Raw genomic sequence first — 15,861 nt, 5'->3', positions numbered from 1 at the left:
TTTATTTTGTTATTATATTTAATTGTTTGTTTGCCACAAAAAATCTGGCAACCACAAGGGGATTGCCCCTACACACCTATTTACTTTCTATTTCGTCTGCTATTTCGTTGTAGATCTCCAATTTGTTTTTTTCATATAATTGACGGAATTTAGCAGCATACTCTTTAGGGAAACTTTTCCAAAAATCTGTGTTTTTGAGTCTATTGAGAGCATAGTAATAGGTGTTTTTAGGATACTTCTCGATAGCAGAGTATATGATATTAAACCTGTTTTTTATCTCACGTTCCATTATCAATTTGAATATTGTAATTTGCTCTCCGGGCATTACTTTCGAAAGAAGAGAGACTAACAGATCGTCAAACCTGCCGCTTTTGGGTTCGCAGGCATTAATTAGCATCAGAGCCTGATCGTATTCGTAATTCCATTTTATTTTACCTTCGAAATAGCTATACAGCAGGTTTACCCAACGTTTGTCTATCTTGTCGGTGTACACCGTTACGTCTTTGTCGTTAGAATAATAATAGTAATTGCTGCCGTTGGTATATACATCGAAAAGGCTGCTTGCATTCATTGTATTGCGGAACTGGGAGTTGAATACATCGAATATTTTCTCTTTGCTATATCCGTTCTCTACGGCTTTGTAGAAATAGTTGCTCCACAACGGACGTTTCCAAGCCGTATGGGGTATGCTGTCCATATTTTTTTCGTAAAAAGCAAGGACTTTTTTAGGATCGAAACTGTCGAAAGCTGCAATGATGTTTTGTGATACAGAATGCCCCAGATTTTCGAGCAGGCTCTTTTTTGCTGAGATAATGTTGTTGTACCTATCGTCTTTCAGTACCCGTTCGAAAAACGAATAAACTTCGGGCCGATCTTTGTTTTCGAACAAATCTATGTCCGTTCTGAAACGCTCTAGCTTATCTACAAGAACTTTATCGTCAGTGTCTTTGTCGAGGGCTATAAACTCTTCGAATTTTTCAACAACCTTATAAAATACTTCCTGAAAAAAAAATGGAAGCTTCGAGAAAGCTAATGCGGCGACTATCGATGACTGATTTGTCTTGTTTTTGTTAGTGAGATATACATCTTTCAGTTTTTCGAGGCTCGTTCGTGTTTCCAGCTTTGCCAGTGCCTTGTATGCGGCTTCCCGCACCAGTTTGTTTTTGTCGTCGGCTAGTTTTATTATAAATTCTTCGTTCTTTTTGTCGTTGCTCAGCATATTTACAGCTTCGGCCTGAAGTGCAGGTAGCGATTCTGCAAATATCTTATCGGTCATTTCTCCTATGCCTTCGTACCCGAAATTATTGAGCAGACGAAAACGTCTTACATTTTCGGTCTTGTCTTCGTATCGAAAATTCTGAATAAGGAACGGCACAATGGGTTTGCCGATACTTGGCATTATTGTTTTCTCCACATAGTCGCACAATTCGGCGTATTTGTCGCCCAAGGCTATGTCAAGATAAGAGTAGGTGCGCGAGTCTTTGAATATGTTTCTTTCGAGAGCGTCTTTCAGCAGTTCTATACGTCCCGAGTTGCTGGTGGTTAGGGCTTCCATCACCGGCTTTAGTTGCAGGTACGAGTATTCGGTGTTGACCTCCGACAGCGGGATGTTAGGCGTTTGCTCTGCCTCCTGCACATCGGCTTCGAGCATATCGCCCTGTGTATACAAAACGGAATAGAGTAGGGTAGAGATGCCCATGAGCTTTTCGGCCGACTGTTGCGTGTCGGTGTCTAAGAGCTCTTCTATATCTTTTGCCAGCTTGGCAAAGACAGGTGCTTTCTCGCCCAGCTTTTGCAATACGGGTATGTGTTTTTGCAGGCGAGGATCGCCTTTGGCAAATTTACTACCGGCTATAAAGAGACGGTTTACTTCTTGTTGAAGATCGTATAGTGGTTGCAATTTCATTTGTTGTCAGTTTTTTTAGGAAATGATTGAATAATAAAAAGTGATAAGCCGCAGTTGCCCGATCAATACAGTAGCCTTACTATTTTTTCGGGTGTAATCAGCGACATGGGCTGAGCCGACAGCAATCCTGTCTGCACATCGTTGTTTATCATCACGGTGAGTGCATAGCCTTCGGCATGGGGTGGTAGTATTGCTTTCAGATTGGTTGCCGACGATATATTCTGCTGGTCGATGTCTTTTAGCGTCAGTCGGTTGCCGTTTTTATCTTCAATCACAAGGTTGTCGCCGTTCAGGTATGATTTGTTCAGTGATACTAATACTACAGGGTGCTTGTCCATCAACGGATTTTTGATGGTGCTTTTCACCATTTTGATGGTATCGGCATAGTTGTCGGATGCAAAGGCGAGGATAGATGCCAGATCTTTGGCTTCCAAAGGTCGTTCTTTCAGCGATTCAGCTTCCCATCTCACACGTGGATTCTGGTCGCCGGGATATATGTACATCTTGCCGAGCTGCAACACATCGAAACTGCTGTTGTCTTCTTTTATATATTTTGCTGCACGGTATGGGCGGTAGTTTTTGGTCTTGTATATCTTGCCTGTTTTCAGGTTTATCCAAAGGCCTTCGTCTACATATTCTTTGCGGGCACGGTTGTCGTAGCTGTTGAACGACAGTTGCACCAGCTCTCCGTTTTCTTCGTAAAGTCCGTACTGCATCAACTCTACCAATTTCCACACATAGCCTATCTGCTCTTCGATAGCCGAATCGAGTTCGGGGTCGCCATCGGGGTTGTCTTTACGCTTGGTGAGGTATTCGGTGCTTTTTTTCAAGAGAGCCGAAATATAGTTTATCTGATCTATGACCAGTGTGTATTCTTCGTTTTCTACTTGTGCCAGTTCCAGTATAAGGTCGTTGAATGCGGTTTGTACTCCTGTAATATAATAGTTGCCCAGTTCTTTTATCTGTGCCTGCAATGTACGTGACAGTTTTGCGTCTATCGACGAAAGTCCTGTTTGTACAATATCTCTCAGTATCTTGCGAGCAATGTCTATACCCGACAGTTGAGCATCTATTTTTTTAGTAAAGGCTGCTTTATTTACTTTCTTGGGTTTGTCTGCTTTCTCTTTTATCGATTCTTTTTCCTGAGCTTTCTTTTCTTGTTTTTTATCTATTTTTTCGCGTTTCGACGTTATATCTTCGGGTATATCAGCTACTGCAAATGCGCTGTTGTTGGCTTCGTAGCTGTAAAGTAATCCTATGGCATGCTTGCAGGGAAATTGTCTGCTGGGGCAGTTGCATCTGAATACGGGGTTGTGTTCGTCTATGTAGTCGGCCGAACAATAGTAAGGGTTCTTGCCGCTTCCGGCACATTCGCCCCAGATAAGGTTTTTGTCTGCTGATATTTTCTGATTTGCGAACTTGTTCTTTTTTACCAGATCGCGGCCATTTTTAGCAGCATCGGCATTGGGAGCCAGTTCTTCAATTTTCTTTTGAGTTATTTCCATCATAGCTTTATGTAAGTTTGTACAAAATGTAGGTTTTACAAATTTATAAGATAAATTGGAAATAAGCTATAGAAATGGATAGTAAGTTCTAAAAAGCTTATCTTTGTTTTATATTCAGAAAAAATATAAAAGAGAGAAAGACAGAACAACATGGCCAAAGAAGAAATACTTTATGACTGTATTGTGATAGGCGGAGGGATCAGTGGTGTCTCTTTTGCCCATTATCTGCATACTATAGGACAAAAGGTGCTTGTAGTGGAAAGCGAAAATAATATAGGAGGACAGATACAAAGCCTGTTCTCGGAAAAGTATTCGGGCTACTGGCGGGAGTTTGGAGCGCATACCTGCTACAATTCGTACACATATCTGCTATCGGTGCTCAAGGATATAGAACGTTCCGATCTGCTTCAGCCTTTGGGTAAAGGCAGCTACATGACTTTTTCGGATGGTAGGGTAAAGAAGATGTTTGCCGATATGTCTGTGCCTTCTTTGGTGCTGAACGGTGTGAAATTGTTTATCTTGTCTCAGAAGGGGAAAACCGTGAAAGAGTATTTCGGGAAAATAGTGGGGAAAAGAAATTATGAGAAGCTGTTCAGCAAACTATTCAGAGCTGTTATTTCTCAGAATGCTGACGACTATCCTGCCGAAATGTTTCTGAAGCGCCGCAAAGACCGTTATAAGGAATATCCCCGCAAATATACGTTCAGGGGAGGTATATCTAGGTTCTTGGATGCAATAATAGAAAAAGATAAACTGGAGGTAGAAAAAAACTGTGCCATATCGGGCATACGAATGGTTGATGGCAGATATGAAGTTATCGGATCGGGTGGGAGAGTGTTCACAGCCTCGAAAATAGCGATAGCCACAGATCCCAAAACCGCATCGGAAATTGTTCGGAATATAGAAAAACCTTTGTCAGATGTTCTTGCATCCATACCGTTGTTTCGTTCCGAATCGATGAATGTAATAGTACCGAAAGAGAAGATTACGCTTCCTGCTGTTGCCGGAATAATATCGGTAGATGATAGTTTTCATTCGGCAGTTTCGCGCGATTTGGTAGAGGCTGATACTTTGAGAAGCTTCACTTTTCACTTCGAAGAGGGTATAAGCGATGAGGACGAAAAGATGAAAATAATATGTAAGGTGTTGGGTATTAATCGCAACGATATTCTTGAGTCGGCTACAATCCGTCACATTTTGCCATCGTTACGCCTGTCGCACCGAAATATGGCGCAGCAAGTGGAAGAGGCAGGAAAATCGGACAATGTATATATACTTGGCAACTATTTCTACGGGTTGTCTATCGAAGACTGCATTCATCGTTCGGCAGATGAGTTTGATCGTTTTCGCAATCTCTTATAAAAAATAAGCACCCGAAAGAGAGATCTTTCGGGGTGCCCGTCTTAAAGAAATTGTTTAAAAATCAGCCATTGATTTTTTTTATTGAGACTATCCTCTGAGTATCAGTAATGTTATGTCAGTTCTTATTTTTAACACTTTGCGCGATATGCTTGGTAAAAAGATCCTGCCAAATAGATTTCTCCTTTTGGTATTCATGGCGACTATATTAACTTCCTCTTCTTCTATGTAATAATCTACAGCTTCTATCATATCGGGACTGTCTATCATTTCGTAGTTTACATTCAGCTCCGGATATTTCTTGGTAAAGTATTCTCTCATGCCCAATAGTTCGGTTTCTGTCCATTTATCACCTTTCTTGTTGATTGCATTTATGTGCAGCAAAGTTATCCTTACCGTAGGAAATGGTTTAAGAATATTTACAAGCATATCGAAAGACTCCAGATCGTCTTTCTGAAAATTTGTAAGATAGGCTATATGCTTTATGTCGCTTGTTGTTTTTATCGATGAGTGCTCCGGTACGGCAAGAATAGGTACATCGGTCATTTCTATAATGTCGGCCGTAACATTACCTATTATATCGCTTTTGTTGTTGCTCTTTCCTTTTGTTCCCAGCACCAGCAGGAATGGTTTGTACTCTTTGGTGAAGTTTTCTATTTCTTCGCTGTCTATTCCTTCCCTAAGCGAATAAGAATAGTTGATGGATGGAAATTCCTTCTCCGATATCTTCTTGTCTATATCGTTACAGAAATCGAGCATCTGCTTGCGTGCACGATCGAGAGGGGCGGTATCTTGCTGTTCTTCATCGCCTATAGTGTCGGCAAAAGGGAATGTCATCGGAAAAGGTACTCTGAATACGTGAAGTATCTTCACTTTGGCATTTACCATCTGTGCAATGCCGAAAGCCGCCCTACATACTTTTAGCGAATAGTCGGAAAAGTCGACTGCCACGAGTATGCGTTTTCGTCCGTCGTCTATCTTTCTTGTCTGTTCGTTGTCGTATCTGAATAATTGTACTCTTTCTATCAAAGTTAAAGCCGATGTCAGATCCTTTTCGTCGATGCGTACAGCTATGCTATTGCTTCCGCCACCCAAAGTTTCCAAAACGGTGTGTATTCCGGCTTCCCTTAGCGTTTCTTGCAATATGTGAGCCTTGGGAGGTGTGTGTATGGCTAATGTAATCAAATTTTTGTCCATATTCAAGATTTTATTATTAGTAATATTTATATAGTCGTCTACGATACAATAATTGTATGATTCTATTACAACAAATTTACTAAAAACTATTGTCGTATAAAGCTGCTATTTACTTTTCTTTTAACAAAAAGAAAGAAGATTTACTTTATTTTGTATTCGTTCCTGTAAATTGCTCCTCCTTCATCAATAATATGCCACTAAGTATAGAACTGACCACGTCTGCTTTTTTTATTACCATCAGATGATCGCCATCTTCTACCGGAAAGGCATTGTGTATGAGCTCGTACGGAAATATCTGATCTATAGTGCCATGTATATGGTAAAGATGCTTGCATTTGTTGGATGGTGTCCAGCCTGTAATTTGTTTTACAGCCCACTTCACATATATAGGATCGAGGTATGTCATATATCGTGCCAGTTCGCTGGTGGGCATGTTATATACAAGCTGATTGAAAGCATTGGTCACAAACTCGGTGGATGAATATATCCGCATGGGAATCCTTTCTGCCAGATTTGTCCTTTTCACAGCTTTGAAGAGCATCGGTATTTCTTCTTCGCTTTTGAAAGATGATATTATAATACATTTTACAGGGTTTAGAAACTTGTTCATTTCCTGCATAATAACCGCCCCGAATGAATACCCGACAAGCACAAAAGGCTTGGTAGTATCTATAGCCGAAGCCATTGCTCTGCTATACTGTTCCAACGTTTCGTCCTGACAGGGAATATGCCATTCTATATACTTCTTCTTAAATCCCTTTGGCAGCTTTAGTTTATCAAATACACTGCAATTGTAGCACATACCCGAAATAAAATATACATTCGTGTCCTCTTTTTTATAGAAGCTGTGTATCAGCTTCCATATAGTATTTAATGTGTTCGACGATTGTTTGTTTTTTATATTCGGTTGAGGCATGCTTTCTATTTGTATTAATACTATAAAGGTACAATTTTTTGCAGAAAAGAAAAAATCATTTGTTGTTAACACAATTGTAATAATTTGCTCATTTTGATTGCTTTTTGTTTTTTATGCATGGCCTGAGCTATTCTTACTTGTTAAAAAATTGCATATTGTTAGATAAAGGTATTTTTTTACTAAATATTTTTATTAGCTTTGCTGATGTAGTAGTGGAAGCCCCTTTATATATCTAATTTATTACTCTTGTAGCTTATGGCTAATATTTTTACTTATCTTCTTAGTAAAAATAAGAAGACTTATATGGAAATCGCGAGAAAGGAAAAGGTTAATGCTATTCGGGTTTATTTTTTGGCACACGGAAAGAAGGCAAAGTCAGAGAAAGATTATTCTGTAATTAAATCATTGATACAAAAAGGAATAGTATCAGGTTGGAGGATAGGAAATTCTGCATAACTAAGATTTTGTACTGTTCTTGCCCCCCCAATTAGTAAGAGTACATGAAGCCCCTGACAGACATAAGAACTGTTGGGGGCTTTTTTGCTTTTTTTAGAATTTGTTAAATGTCTGTATTCCTGTATTTTATATTTTTATTAGTTAGTCTTCCTATAAATATAATGTTGATTATATGAAAATATTCTCATTTGTTGAGAACTTTATCTATGTTGAGAGTGTTCTATTTTTAACAACTTATAAAGATATATTTGTTTAATCTAAAAATTAATTAAAATATACTTTCAGTAATAGGGGTTTATTAATTGTTGTTCTAGCCAATAACGTAGAGGGCAAGACTTTCCAACTTTGTTTTTTTTGAAATTACACTTACTTTTGTTCCGTGTTCTTTTCTTAAATTATTAAGAAAAAGAATACGGAAACTTTTTTATGTAACTTTAAACTATGAAACTAACAATCAGATTAATAATTATATTCTTGTTGCTTAATATAGTTCTAGGAGCAGGATTTTATTTCTTACAGGAAAAACTGATATTTTATCCATCCCGGCTAGACAAGAATTATGCATATTGCTTCGATCAGTCTTTCGAAGAACTTTACATTCCTACAAAAGACGGGAAACAACTCAATGCCTTACTATTCAGATCGGATAGTGCAAAAGGACTTATACTCTACGTACATGGCAATGCCGGAGCTCTCGATTCGTGGGGAGGGCTGGCTTCTTTCTATACAGGATTGGGATACGATGTTCTTTTCTTCGATTATAGAGGGTATGGAAAAAGCGAAGGCAGCATAGGTAGCCAAGAACAGCTTTTTGACGATGTGCAGTCGGTATATGATAAGATGGCGCAACAATATGCCGAAGATAAAATTGTTGTCTTAGGCTTTTCTATAGGTACATGCCCCGCCGCAAAACTGGCATGCGACAACAATCCTCGTATGCTGATATTGCAAGCCCCGTATCATGATCTTACAGGTGTGATAAAAGATATATGTCCTATCGTTCCATCATTCTTGATAAGGTACAAAATGGAAACTTACAAATATGTGCAAAAAACAAAAGCACCTATTGTTATATTTCACGGCAACCAAGACAATGTGATTGCCTACAGCAACTCTGAAAAGCTAAGTAAAGAACTTAAGGACTCGGATGTATTTATTACGCTCGATGGAATTGGCCATAGGGGTATTACCGAAAATGGAGTCTATAGGGAAAAACTGAGCAAAATACTGGAATAATCTCTATTCGTCTTTGCAGCAATCGCAGCCGTCGTGTTTTTCTAATACACGGTGTGGAAAATCGCCATGACCAACAATCTCTATCGGGCATGAAGAATACGATTCTTCGAGCCATTCAGACGTAATGTCCGACCCCGAGTGATAATGCAGCCCTTCATTTACGCAGGCAATGTTTTTTACTAAAGAAATAACTGTACCCACATCGTGCGAAACCAATATGATGGCTGTATTCTTATTTATATCTTCGAGAATCTTATAGAAGTCAGTCTCGAAGCGTTTGTCTACATACGAGTTTGGCTCGTCCAGCACCAACAGGTCGGGTTTGTCTATGATGGCACGCCCCAGTAGGGTACGTTGCAGCTGTCCGCCCGATAACGCTCCTATCGGTCGGTCGATAAGCTTTTCCAAGCCCATTTGGCGGGCTATGTCTGTTACTTTTTCTTTTTGCTCTTTTGTGTATGGTGAAAATATCTTACGCTGTGCGGTAAGTCCCGAAAGAATGACATCGTGAACCGAGATGGGGAATTTTTTATCTATCTGGTTTATCTGAGGCAGGTAGCCGATATTGATCTTATCGGTTTTCACCCCTTTGTGGAAAAACGTAATCTTGCCCCCTGTAGGTTTTACGAGTCCAAGTATCGTTTTCAAGAGAGTAGTCTTTCCTCCTCCGTTTGGTCCTATGATGCCCAGAAAGTCGTCACTGAACACATCCAGATTAACATTTTTGAGTACATACGGATTGTCTTCGTACCCTACCGACAGGTCTTTCAGTTCTATTATTTTGTTCATAATCACTGTTGTGCCATAGCTTTGGCTATTTTTATCATTTCCTCTTTCCAGTCGTACGACATCAGGTTGATAGGTATGGCTTTACCTCCGATGGCTTCGGCTACTGTTTCAGCGTTTTTGGAGTCAAATTCGCGCTGAATGAAAACAACCTTGATACCTTCTTCTCTGGCCTTGTCTATCAATGTTTTCAGTTGCGATGGAGAAGGGTTCTTCCCTTCGTATTCTATAGAGTACTGTGTCAGTCCGTACTCTTCGGCAAAATAGCTGAGAGCCGGATGATAGATAATAAACGATTTACTGGGAGCTTGCTCGAGATATGACTTGATAATGCTGTCTGTTTCGTTAAACTCGTTTTGCAACTTCTTATAGTTCAGTGTATAGTCGGCTTCGTTGGCCTTGTCTATATTCAGCATAGCCTTGTACATGTTAGCGGCAATGATGCGTGCTGAAGCTACAGAGCTCCATGTGTGCGGATCGCCTCCCGAGTGTCCTGAGTAATAATCGTGACTGTGATCGTGTCCGTCATGCTCGTCGTGATGATGTTCGCCAACGATGGTTATGCCTTCCGAACAGTTGATTACTTTCAGGTCTTTATTCGAAGCTGTTACTTTGTCTATCAGTATATTTTCTATTCCCAGATAGCCTATTTTGAAGTAAGCTATACTTCTGTCCAGATTCACCATTTGCATGGGAGTGAAATCGGTGCTTTCGGGATTGCCTCCCGCCGGAACTATGCCGTTTACCTTATAATGATTGCCTACGATTGTCTCCAGAAAATATTTCTGAGGATCGATGGTTACCGACAGTGTTTTTTCGTTATCCGGCTTTGGTGTATTGCAACTGCTATAAAGTATGCTTGCCAGTATGATGATTGCTATTGTTCTTATTTTCATTCGTTCAGCCTCCTTTTGTAAGGTCATATATTTTTCTGATGCGGGTCAGTTCTTTTTCGAAGTCTATATCCAGGTCGTTGAGTATGCCGGCATTGATGTCGTATACCCATCCTGCTACACGTGGATATCCTTTTTCGAGGTAAGATTTCTGTACTTCGGCTGTTTTTATCACATTGAGGCACTGTTCGTACACGTTGATTTCTACCAAGCGGTTGTATCTGTCGTTGGTATCGGGTATCGTGTCAAGTTCTTTTTCGTGCAGACGATACACGTCGCGAATATTTCTGAGCCAAGGGTTGAGAATACCCATGTCTTTGGGCTGCATGGCTGCTTTTATACCTCCGCAGTTATAGTGGCCACAGATGATAATATACTTTACATTAAGATATTCTACTGCATAGTTGATTACCGACAAAACGTTGAGATCGTTATTTACTACCATATTGGCAATATTGCGGTGCACAAATACTTCGCCGGGCTGTAAGCCCATTATTTCATTTGCATGTACACGGCTGTCGGCACATCCTATGTACAGGTATTCGGGGTTTTGCTCTTTTGCCAGATGTGCAAAGAAATTGGGATTCTCCTTGTTTTTGGCTGCTACCCATTCTTTGTTGGCTGTAAAGATCTTTTTATATGAATTTTCCATCAATTATTTATTTATGCTTTTGAGCCGGTGCAAAATTTGCGCCACTTGCCCTATTAACGATTGCGTACCATCATTAACAACGACAAAGTCTGAAAGTTCAGCTTTTTTTTCATCGCTCATCTGATTTTTTATACGTTCCATTACCAGTTCCCGTCCAACTCCATCACGCTTCATGGTTCGTTCTATTCTCATTTCCAGAGGTGTGTACACCATCACTACCTTGTCCATATATTTATTGAACTCCGACTCGAAAAGTATGGCTGCCTCTTGTGCCACTATATCGTATTGGCTGTGGGCGGCTTGCCATCGGGCAAAGTCGGCGGCTACTTCGGGGTGAATGATTGCGTTTACTTTTTCCAGCTTTTCTCTATCGTTGAATATATGTGCAGCCAGAAGTGCTTTGTTGAGAACACCCCCTTCGAAGAGTTCGTTGCCGAACATGGCTGTCAGTTTTTCTCTTATTACAGGCGAGGTGGCTACCAACCGCTTACTTTCTGTATCGGCAATATATACCGGTACATCGTATAGCGAAAATAGTCGAGAAACGGTAGATTTTCCGCTTCCTATGCCGCCTGTTATACCTAGAGTGATCATTCTTCTTTTGCGGTGGTTTGTTGTTTTACTATTTTCGTTCCAGCACAAATTCTACTTCCGACGGTATAGGCTGTTCGGTCTGTATATAATCGGGGCTTTCGGTTATGCGTACCGGAATGGAAGATTCCTTTATATCTTTGAGGTCGTTGTAGTCGACTGTGATTTCAAAATTATTTGCTGTGATTTCGTTTGCTCTGTTTTTGCCTACGATAAAAGGAATTTTTACCGACGATGGGAAGAATCTTATATCGAGGTTAGAAGGCAGATTGACACATCTCACAGGTACTTCTACCTCTTTTTTGATGAAGATGACAGCAGGTACATTGAGCCTTACTACGTTGGGTACAAATCGTACTCCTTTTACGGTTTTCAGGGCAACTTCTATTTTGTTGTTTTCCGAAACATTGTAGAGTGTATCTCCTGTCGTGTATGCGTAGGTGAGGGTGTCGAGGGCGGCTCTGCTGCCGTATGCTTTCACCGAGTCGGGTGCAGTGGCCAGATCTCCATCGAGAATATGCCCTGTGGCCAGATTGATGTAGCCATCGTATATAACGGGCAGCATCTTTTCGCGCAATACTACATATTCGTACGACATGCGGGTTGGCGAATAGCTTATAAGCTCTGATGTAACTAAGAGTTTGCTGCGTATAAACTGTTCAAGATTTTTGCCCTGTATTGCTTTTTCGGAGCTGTTGCGTATGATGTCTCTCACGTCTACGGTGAGTGAGTCTTTTCTTTTTGTAAAGTAGTATTTGAATAGTGATGCTCCATCGTCTTTTATGCGTACATATACATCTGTTGGCAGCTCGTTTTCGAAAACAATGCTGTCGGGTACATTTACATATTTGACAGGGATGGAAAGGGTAGACTCAAATTTCTGACGATATATTTGCATCATCCAGAAAACTGAGGAAAGCAGTATGAAAAACAAAAAAGTCAGAATCTTTTTCCACGATAAGTTTTTGAAAAATGATCTGACTTCTTGTAATATTATGTTCTTAGTATCGCTCATAGCTATACCTTGACAGTTTGTTTCATGCAATCTTTATTTAGATGCAGCCTGAGAGTCTTCAGAAGAAACGTAGACAGATGCTTTTTCTATTTTAATTTTTGTTCCTTCAGCTATTTCGATAATGAAATATGTGTCTTCCACTTCTTTTACTTTTCCGTGGATTCCTCCTGCTGTAACTACTTTATCTCCCACTTTGATAGCATTGCGGGCTTCCTGCAATTGTTTTTGTTTCTTTTGTTGTGGCCTTATCATAAAGAAGTACATAATGGCGAATAGTAATACCATCATTACTATCATTCCTGTGCTACCTCCTAGCAGTCCACCTAGTCCTCCTGTGGGTGCAGCTCCATCTGCTGCTTGCAATAATACGCTTAATAAAGTCATAATTCGTTTTTAATATTTAATTTACGATTCTTATTTTCTCCTTATATCTAAAAATCTGTTTACAAATATAACTGAATAATTTGAATTTGTGTTAAGGGAGAAATACGATAAATATTATTATTTCTTAATTATTTTTTTTTCTTCTTTCAGTTCTTTCACTACCGAATCGAGTATTCCGTTGATAAACGAAGCACTTTTCGCCGTACTGTACGATTTGGCTATGTCTATGTATTCGTTCATAGTCACGCTGGTAGGTATAGACGGAAATGTGTGTATCTCGCCTATGGCAATTTGCATTATCACCATATCCATAAGGGCGATACGCTCCGATTCCCAGTTTTTGGTATATTTATCTATGAGCTGTCTGTATTCTTTTCCGTTGAAGAGTGATTCTCTGAGCAGCTTTACGGCAAATTCCCTGTCGGTTTCGTCCTTAAACATAGGAAGCAGTTCTTGTGCAGCCCCTTTGGTCTGATCGAAACGCTTGATGGTTTTCAATACGAACGACTCAATGATTTCTATATCATCGTTCCAGTAAAGGCTTTCGTCTTCCAGAGTGGTATATAGGTCTTCGTTGGTGCAAACAATGTTTTTGAATACTTTGCGCCAAAATTCTCTGTCGGTATCATAATCCTCGCTGTTGTTGTCTACATATTCTTTGTAGATGTCGGAATTCAGTACATTGTCCAGCATATTGCGGAGAAATGCTTCATGATCGCTCCACGAGAACGGTCTGTCGTTCATATATTTTTCCAGTGTAGAGTTTTCTCTCAACTGGCTTATAAACTTGTTGCTGATTAGTTTGGTATTCGGACGGCGATCTTCATCGGTGGGCAATAGTTTGGCCTTGCGTGCATCTACTCTCTGTGCATAAGCGTCGGTGAGCTCGACCATTAGAGATAGCAGATAGAAGTACAAATCGTACGATTTCTGTAGGCTGAATAGCAGATCGTTTTCTGCTTTTTTCATGTCTGTAGTTTCGTTATGACAGCATGCAAACACTATCTGAACTACTCTGATACGGATAAGAACGCGGTTTATCATTTTCTGTTACTATGTGAAAAGGCCTGTGACCTCAAAATGTTTCAGGCTGCAAAAATAAGCATTTTTTTGTAATACTATAATGTTTTCACTCGGAACTTATATTTGATATTTATAATAAGAATAAGACTATTCTTTTTTACACATCTAAAGTCAATCTGTTAGTTTTTGGTTTATAGTTTTAAACTATCTTTGCATAGTGGCCGCTGATTAATTATATCTATGGCACATTGATAAACATTTAAGATAAACAAGCGTTTTATATTATGAAGAAAATAGTGATTGCAATAGATGGATTTTCATCGAACGGAAAGAGTACAATGGCTAAAAGCCTCGCTAAACACATAGGATACATCTATATAGACAGTGGTGCTATGTATAGGGCTGTTACTCTCTATTGCATTCAGAATAGTTTCTTCGATGGTGAGGAGCTGGACGAGAAACGATTGCAAGATAATATAAAGAATATAAAGATAGATTTTCGTCTGAACGATAAAACCTCCCTGCCCGAAACATTCCTCAACGGACAGAATGTGGAGCAGCAGATACGCACCATGGAGGTGTCGGCAAAAGTGAGCCGGGTGAGTGCCGTTCCTTTTGTTCGTCATGCAATGGTGGCTTTGCAACAGGAAATGGGAAAAGCAAAAGGGATAGTGATGGATGGCCGCGATATAGGCACAGTCGTTTTTCCGGATGCCGAGATGAAAATATTTGTTACGGCCGATCCTCAGATAAGGGCGCAAAGGCGTTTCGATGAGTTGAGAGCAAAAGGAGATACAAAAACAACATTTGAAGAGGTATTTGAAAATATAAAGTCCAGAGATTATATGGATCAGAACAGGGAGGAAAGTCCTCTCAAGCAAGCCGATGATGCCATATTGCTGGATAATTCGCATATGACCATTGACGAACAAATGCAATGGTTGGTAAATAAGTTCAAACAAATAACTACAAGTAATGAGTAATATTGAAATAGACGCAAAGTCAGGCTTCTGCTTCGGAGTGGTAAATGCCATTAAAAAAGCAGAGGAAGAATTGGCCAAAGGAGGCGTATTGTACTGCCTTGGCGATATTGTACACAACAATCTGGAGGTAGACAGACTCGAAAAACTGGGGCTGAAGACTATCAATCATGAGGAGTTTGCTCAGCTAAAAAATGCACGAGTGCTATTGAGGGCACATGGCGAACCACCTTCCACATACAAGACAGCCAAAGATAATAATATAGATATAATAGATGCCTCGTGTCCTGTAGTATTGCGTCTGCAAAAGAAAATACACGACAAGTACGACAACGAGAAAGACAATAATACGCAAATAGTAATTTATGGTAAGAACGGACATGCCGAAGTAAACGGCTTGTTGGGACAAACCGACTCTTCGGCTATTGTGATAGAGAAAAAGGATGATCTGGAGAAGCTCGACTTTTCGAAAAATATTTGCCTCTTCTCTCAAACAACTAAGCCTCTCGATGGTTTTCAAGAGATAATAGACATTATACAGAGCCGCATGACAGGCGATGCCAGCTTCGAATATTTCGATACTATTTGCAGACAGGTTTCGAATCGTATACCTAACATTAAAGAATTTGCCCAGAAACATAATATAATCTTCTTTGTGGCAGGTGAAAAAAGCTCGAACGGAAAGGTGTTATTTGCCGAGTGTAAAAAATACAATCCTAATTCTTACTTTATCACTACCCCTTCCGATATAGACCCTAATGTGTTGTCAGCCAATGCTTCTATAGGTATCTGTGGAGCAACGTCTACTCCAAAGTGGCAGATGGAAGCAGTAGAAGCCAAAATAGATGAGATAAGATTAGTTAAAAATTAACCAAATTGCTTACTACGTATTACATTGTCACTGATTTTATTACTACTTTTGCATCGTATTTTACAATTTGCAAAATCAAAAGTAGGAATAA

At 39.8% G+C, this 15,861-nt stretch carries 16 protein-coding genes; 5 read left to right on the top strand and 11 right to left on the bottom strand.

The genetic code is table 11. The annotated features are described in order from the left end of the window. Positions 1–76 precede the first annotated feature (76 nt). Together BGC7_RS02390 and BGC7_RS02385 are read right to left on the bottom strand one after the other, a co-directional pair. Positions 77–1,906, bottom strand: a complete 1,830-nt coding sequence (locus BGC7_RS02390) for a HEAT repeat domain-containing protein (RefSeq protein ID WP_050699961.1) — start codon at positions 1,904–1,906, stop codon at positions 77–79. Between the two features lie 62 nt (positions 1,907–1,968). After that, positions 1,969–3,414 carry an SWIM zinc finger family protein gene (locus BGC7_RS02385; RefSeq protein WP_050699960.1) on the bottom strand — a complete coding sequence of 482 codons (1,446 nt, stop codon included), beginning with the start codon at positions 3,412–3,414 and terminating at the stop codon, positions 1,969–1,971. A gap of 147 nt (positions 3,415–3,561) precedes the next feature. Here BGC7_RS02385 and BGC7_RS02380 point away from each other — a divergent pair, with 147 nt between their 5' ends. Continuing rightward, positions 3,562–4,773 carry a protoporphyrinogen/coproporphyrinogen oxidase gene (locus BGC7_RS02380; RefSeq protein WP_050699959.1) on the top strand — a complete coding sequence of 404 codons (1,212 nt, stop codon included), beginning with the start codon at positions 3,562–3,564 and terminating at the stop codon, positions 4,771–4,773. Positions 4,774–4,860: 87 nt separating this feature from the next. Here the strand turns inward: BGC7_RS02380 and BGC7_RS02375 are convergent, their stop codons facing one another. Together BGC7_RS02375 and BGC7_RS02370 are read right to left on the bottom strand one after the other, a co-directional pair. Further along, positions 4,861–5,967 (bottom strand): universal stress protein, encoded by a 1,107-nt coding sequence (locus BGC7_RS02375; protein ID WP_050699958.1) that lies wholly within the window; start codon positions 5,965–5,967, stop codon positions 4,861–4,863. Positions 5,968–6,112: 145 nt separating this feature from the next. Beyond that, positions 6,113–6,883: an alpha/beta hydrolase gene (locus tag BGC7_RS02370; RefSeq protein WP_050699957.1), complete on the bottom strand. Its 771-nt coding sequence runs from the start codon at positions 6,881–6,883 to the stop codon at positions 6,113–6,115. A 303-nt stretch (positions 6,884–7,186) separates the two neighbouring features. On the opposite strand from BGC7_RS02370, the gene BGC7_RS02365 reads away from it, so the two are divergent. Together BGC7_RS02365 and BGC7_RS02360 are read left to right on the top strand one after the other, a co-directional pair. Then, positions 7,187–7,339, top strand: coding sequence for a hypothetical protein (locus tag BGC7_RS02365; protein WP_157258628.1), 153 nt, complete (start codon positions 7,187–7,189; stop codon positions 7,337–7,339). A gap of 441 nt (positions 7,340–7,780) precedes the next feature. Next, on the top strand, positions 7,781–8,575 hold the full coding sequence (locus BGC7_RS02360) for an alpha/beta hydrolase (RefSeq protein ID WP_050699955.1): 795 nt from the start codon (positions 7,781–7,783) through the stop codon (positions 8,573–8,575). 3 nt (positions 8,576–8,578) lie between these two features. Here the strand turns inward: BGC7_RS02360 and BGC7_RS02355 are convergent, their stop codons facing one another. The 7 genes from BGC7_RS02355 to nusB form a co-directional block, all read right to left on the bottom strand. After that, positions 8,579–9,364 carry a metal ABC transporter ATP-binding protein gene (locus BGC7_RS02355; protein WP_050699954.1) on the bottom strand — a complete coding sequence of 262 codons (786 nt, stop codon included), beginning with the start codon at positions 9,362–9,364 and terminating at the stop codon, positions 8,579–8,581. A gap of 2 nt (positions 9,365–9,366) precedes the next feature. Beyond that, the gene (locus BGC7_RS02350; RefSeq protein WP_242034368.1) at positions 9,367–10,284 is read right to left on the bottom strand and encodes a metal ABC transporter solute-binding protein, Zn/Mn family; all 918 of its coding nucleotides are present in this window, start codon (positions 10,282–10,284) and stop codon (positions 9,367–9,369) included. Continuing rightward, a complete protein-coding gene (locus BGC7_RS02345) occupies positions 10,262–10,906 on the bottom strand; it encodes a carbonic anhydrase (RefSeq protein WP_050699952.1) in 645 nt (214 codons plus the stop codon). Before BGC7_RS02345 ends, BGC7_RS02350 begins: the two co-directional genes overlap by 23 nt. A 3-nt stretch (positions 10,907–10,909) precedes the next feature. Further along, positions 10,910–11,500 carry a dephospho-CoA kinase gene (gene coaE / locus BGC7_RS02340; RefSeq protein WP_050699951.1) on the bottom strand — a complete coding sequence of 197 codons (591 nt, stop codon included), beginning with the start codon at positions 11,498–11,500 and terminating at the stop codon, positions 10,910–10,912. Positions 11,501–11,528: 28 nt separating this feature from the next. Next, positions 11,529–12,512, bottom strand: coding sequence for a YbbR-like domain-containing protein (locus BGC7_RS02335; protein ID WP_050700020.1), 984 nt, complete (start codon positions 12,510–12,512; stop codon positions 11,529–11,531). Positions 12,513–12,545: 33 nt separating this feature from the next. After that, a complete protein-coding gene (yajC, locus tag BGC7_RS02330; protein WP_050699950.1) occupies positions 12,546–12,896 on the bottom strand; it encodes a preprotein translocase subunit YajC in 351 nt (116 codons plus the stop codon). Positions 12,897–13,013: 117 nt separating this feature from the next. Beyond that, positions 13,014–13,940, bottom strand: a complete 927-nt coding sequence (gene nusB / locus BGC7_RS02325) for a transcription antitermination factor NusB (protein WP_050699949.1) — start codon at positions 13,938–13,940, stop codon at positions 13,014–13,016. A gap of 263 nt (positions 13,941–14,203) precedes the next feature. Here nusB and cmk point away from each other — a divergent pair, with 263 nt between their 5' ends. Beyond that, positions 14,204–14,902: a (d)CMP kinase gene (gene cmk / locus BGC7_RS02320; protein WP_050699948.1), complete on the top strand. Its 699-nt coding sequence runs from the start codon at positions 14,204–14,206 to the stop codon at positions 14,900–14,902. Further along, entirely contained in the window at positions 14,895–15,770 is an 876-nt protein-coding gene (locus tag BGC7_RS02315) for a 4-hydroxy-3-methylbut-2-enyl diphosphate reductase (protein ID WP_050699947.1), read from the top strand. The genes cmk and BGC7_RS02315 overlap by 8 nt, the downstream gene beginning before the upstream one ends. The last annotated feature ends 91 nt before the right edge of the window (positions 15,771–15,861 follow it).

Origin of the sequence: Dysgonomonas sp. BGC7, from assembly GCF_001261735.1 — a bacterium.
GTDB lineage: Bacteria > Bacteroidota > Bacteroidia > Bacteroidales > Dysgonomonadaceae > Dysgonomonas.
The sequence above is the reverse complement of the archived record's forward strand: the minus strand, read 5'-3'. Positions and strand labels throughout refer to the sequence as shown.

Bases quoted from the DNA above. Each gene is read 5' to 3' on its own strand.
- BGC7_RS02390 (WP_050699961.1), bottom strand. From the start codon at position 1,906: ATGAAATTGCAACCACTATACGATCTTCAACAAGAAGTAAACCGTCTC.
- BGC7_RS02385 (WP_050699960.1), bottom strand. From the start codon at position 3,414: ATGATGGAAATAACTCAAAAGAAAATTGAAGAACTGGCTCCCAATGCC.
- BGC7_RS02380 (WP_050699959.1), top strand. From the start codon at position 3,562: ATGGCCAAAGAAGAAATACTTTATGACTGTATTGTGATAGGCGGAGGG.
- BGC7_RS02375 (WP_050699958.1), bottom strand. From the start codon at position 5,967: ATGGACAAAAATTTGATTACATTAGCCATACACACACCTCCCAAGGCT.
- BGC7_RS02370 (WP_050699957.1), bottom strand. From the start codon at position 6,883: ATGCCTCAACCGAATATAAAAAACAAACAATCGTCGAACACATTAAAT.
- BGC7_RS02365 (WP_157258628.1), top strand. From the start codon at position 7,187: ATGGAAATCGCGAGAAAGGAAAAGGTTAATGCTATTCGGGTTTATTTT.
- BGC7_RS02360 (WP_050699955.1), top strand. From the start codon at position 7,781: ATGAAACTAACAATCAGATTAATAATTATATTCTTGTTGCTTAATATA.
- BGC7_RS02355 (WP_050699954.1), bottom strand. From the start codon at position 9,364: ATGAACAAAATAATAGAACTGAAAGACCTGTCGGTAGGGTACGAAGAC.
- BGC7_RS02350 (WP_242034368.1), bottom strand. From the start codon at position 10,284: ATGACCTTACAAAAGGAGGCTGAACGAATGAAAATAAGAACAATAGCA.
- BGC7_RS02345 (WP_050699952.1), bottom strand. From the start codon at position 10,906: ATGGAAAATTCATATAAAAAGATCTTTACAGCCAACAAAGAATGGGTA.
- coaE (WP_050699951.1), bottom strand. From the start codon at position 11,500: ATGATCACTCTAGGTATAACAGGCGGCATAGGAAGCGGAAAATCTACC.
- BGC7_RS02335 (WP_050700020.1), bottom strand. From the start codon at position 12,512: ATGAGCGATACTAAGAACATAATATTACAAGAAGTCAGATCATTTTTC.
- yajC (WP_050699950.1), bottom strand. From the start codon at position 12,896: ATGACTTTATTAAGCGTATTATTGCAAGCAGCAGATGGAGCTGCACCC.
- nusB (WP_050699949.1), bottom strand. From the start codon at position 13,940: ATGATAAACCGCGTTCTTATCCGTATCAGAGTAGTTCAGATAGTGTTT.
- cmk (WP_050699948.1), top strand. From the start codon at position 14,204: ATGAAGAAAATAGTGATTGCAATAGATGGATTTTCATCGAACGGAAAG.
- BGC7_RS02315 (WP_050699947.1), top strand. From the start codon at position 14,895: ATGAGTAATATTGAAATAGACGCAAAGTCAGGCTTCTGCTTCGGAGTG.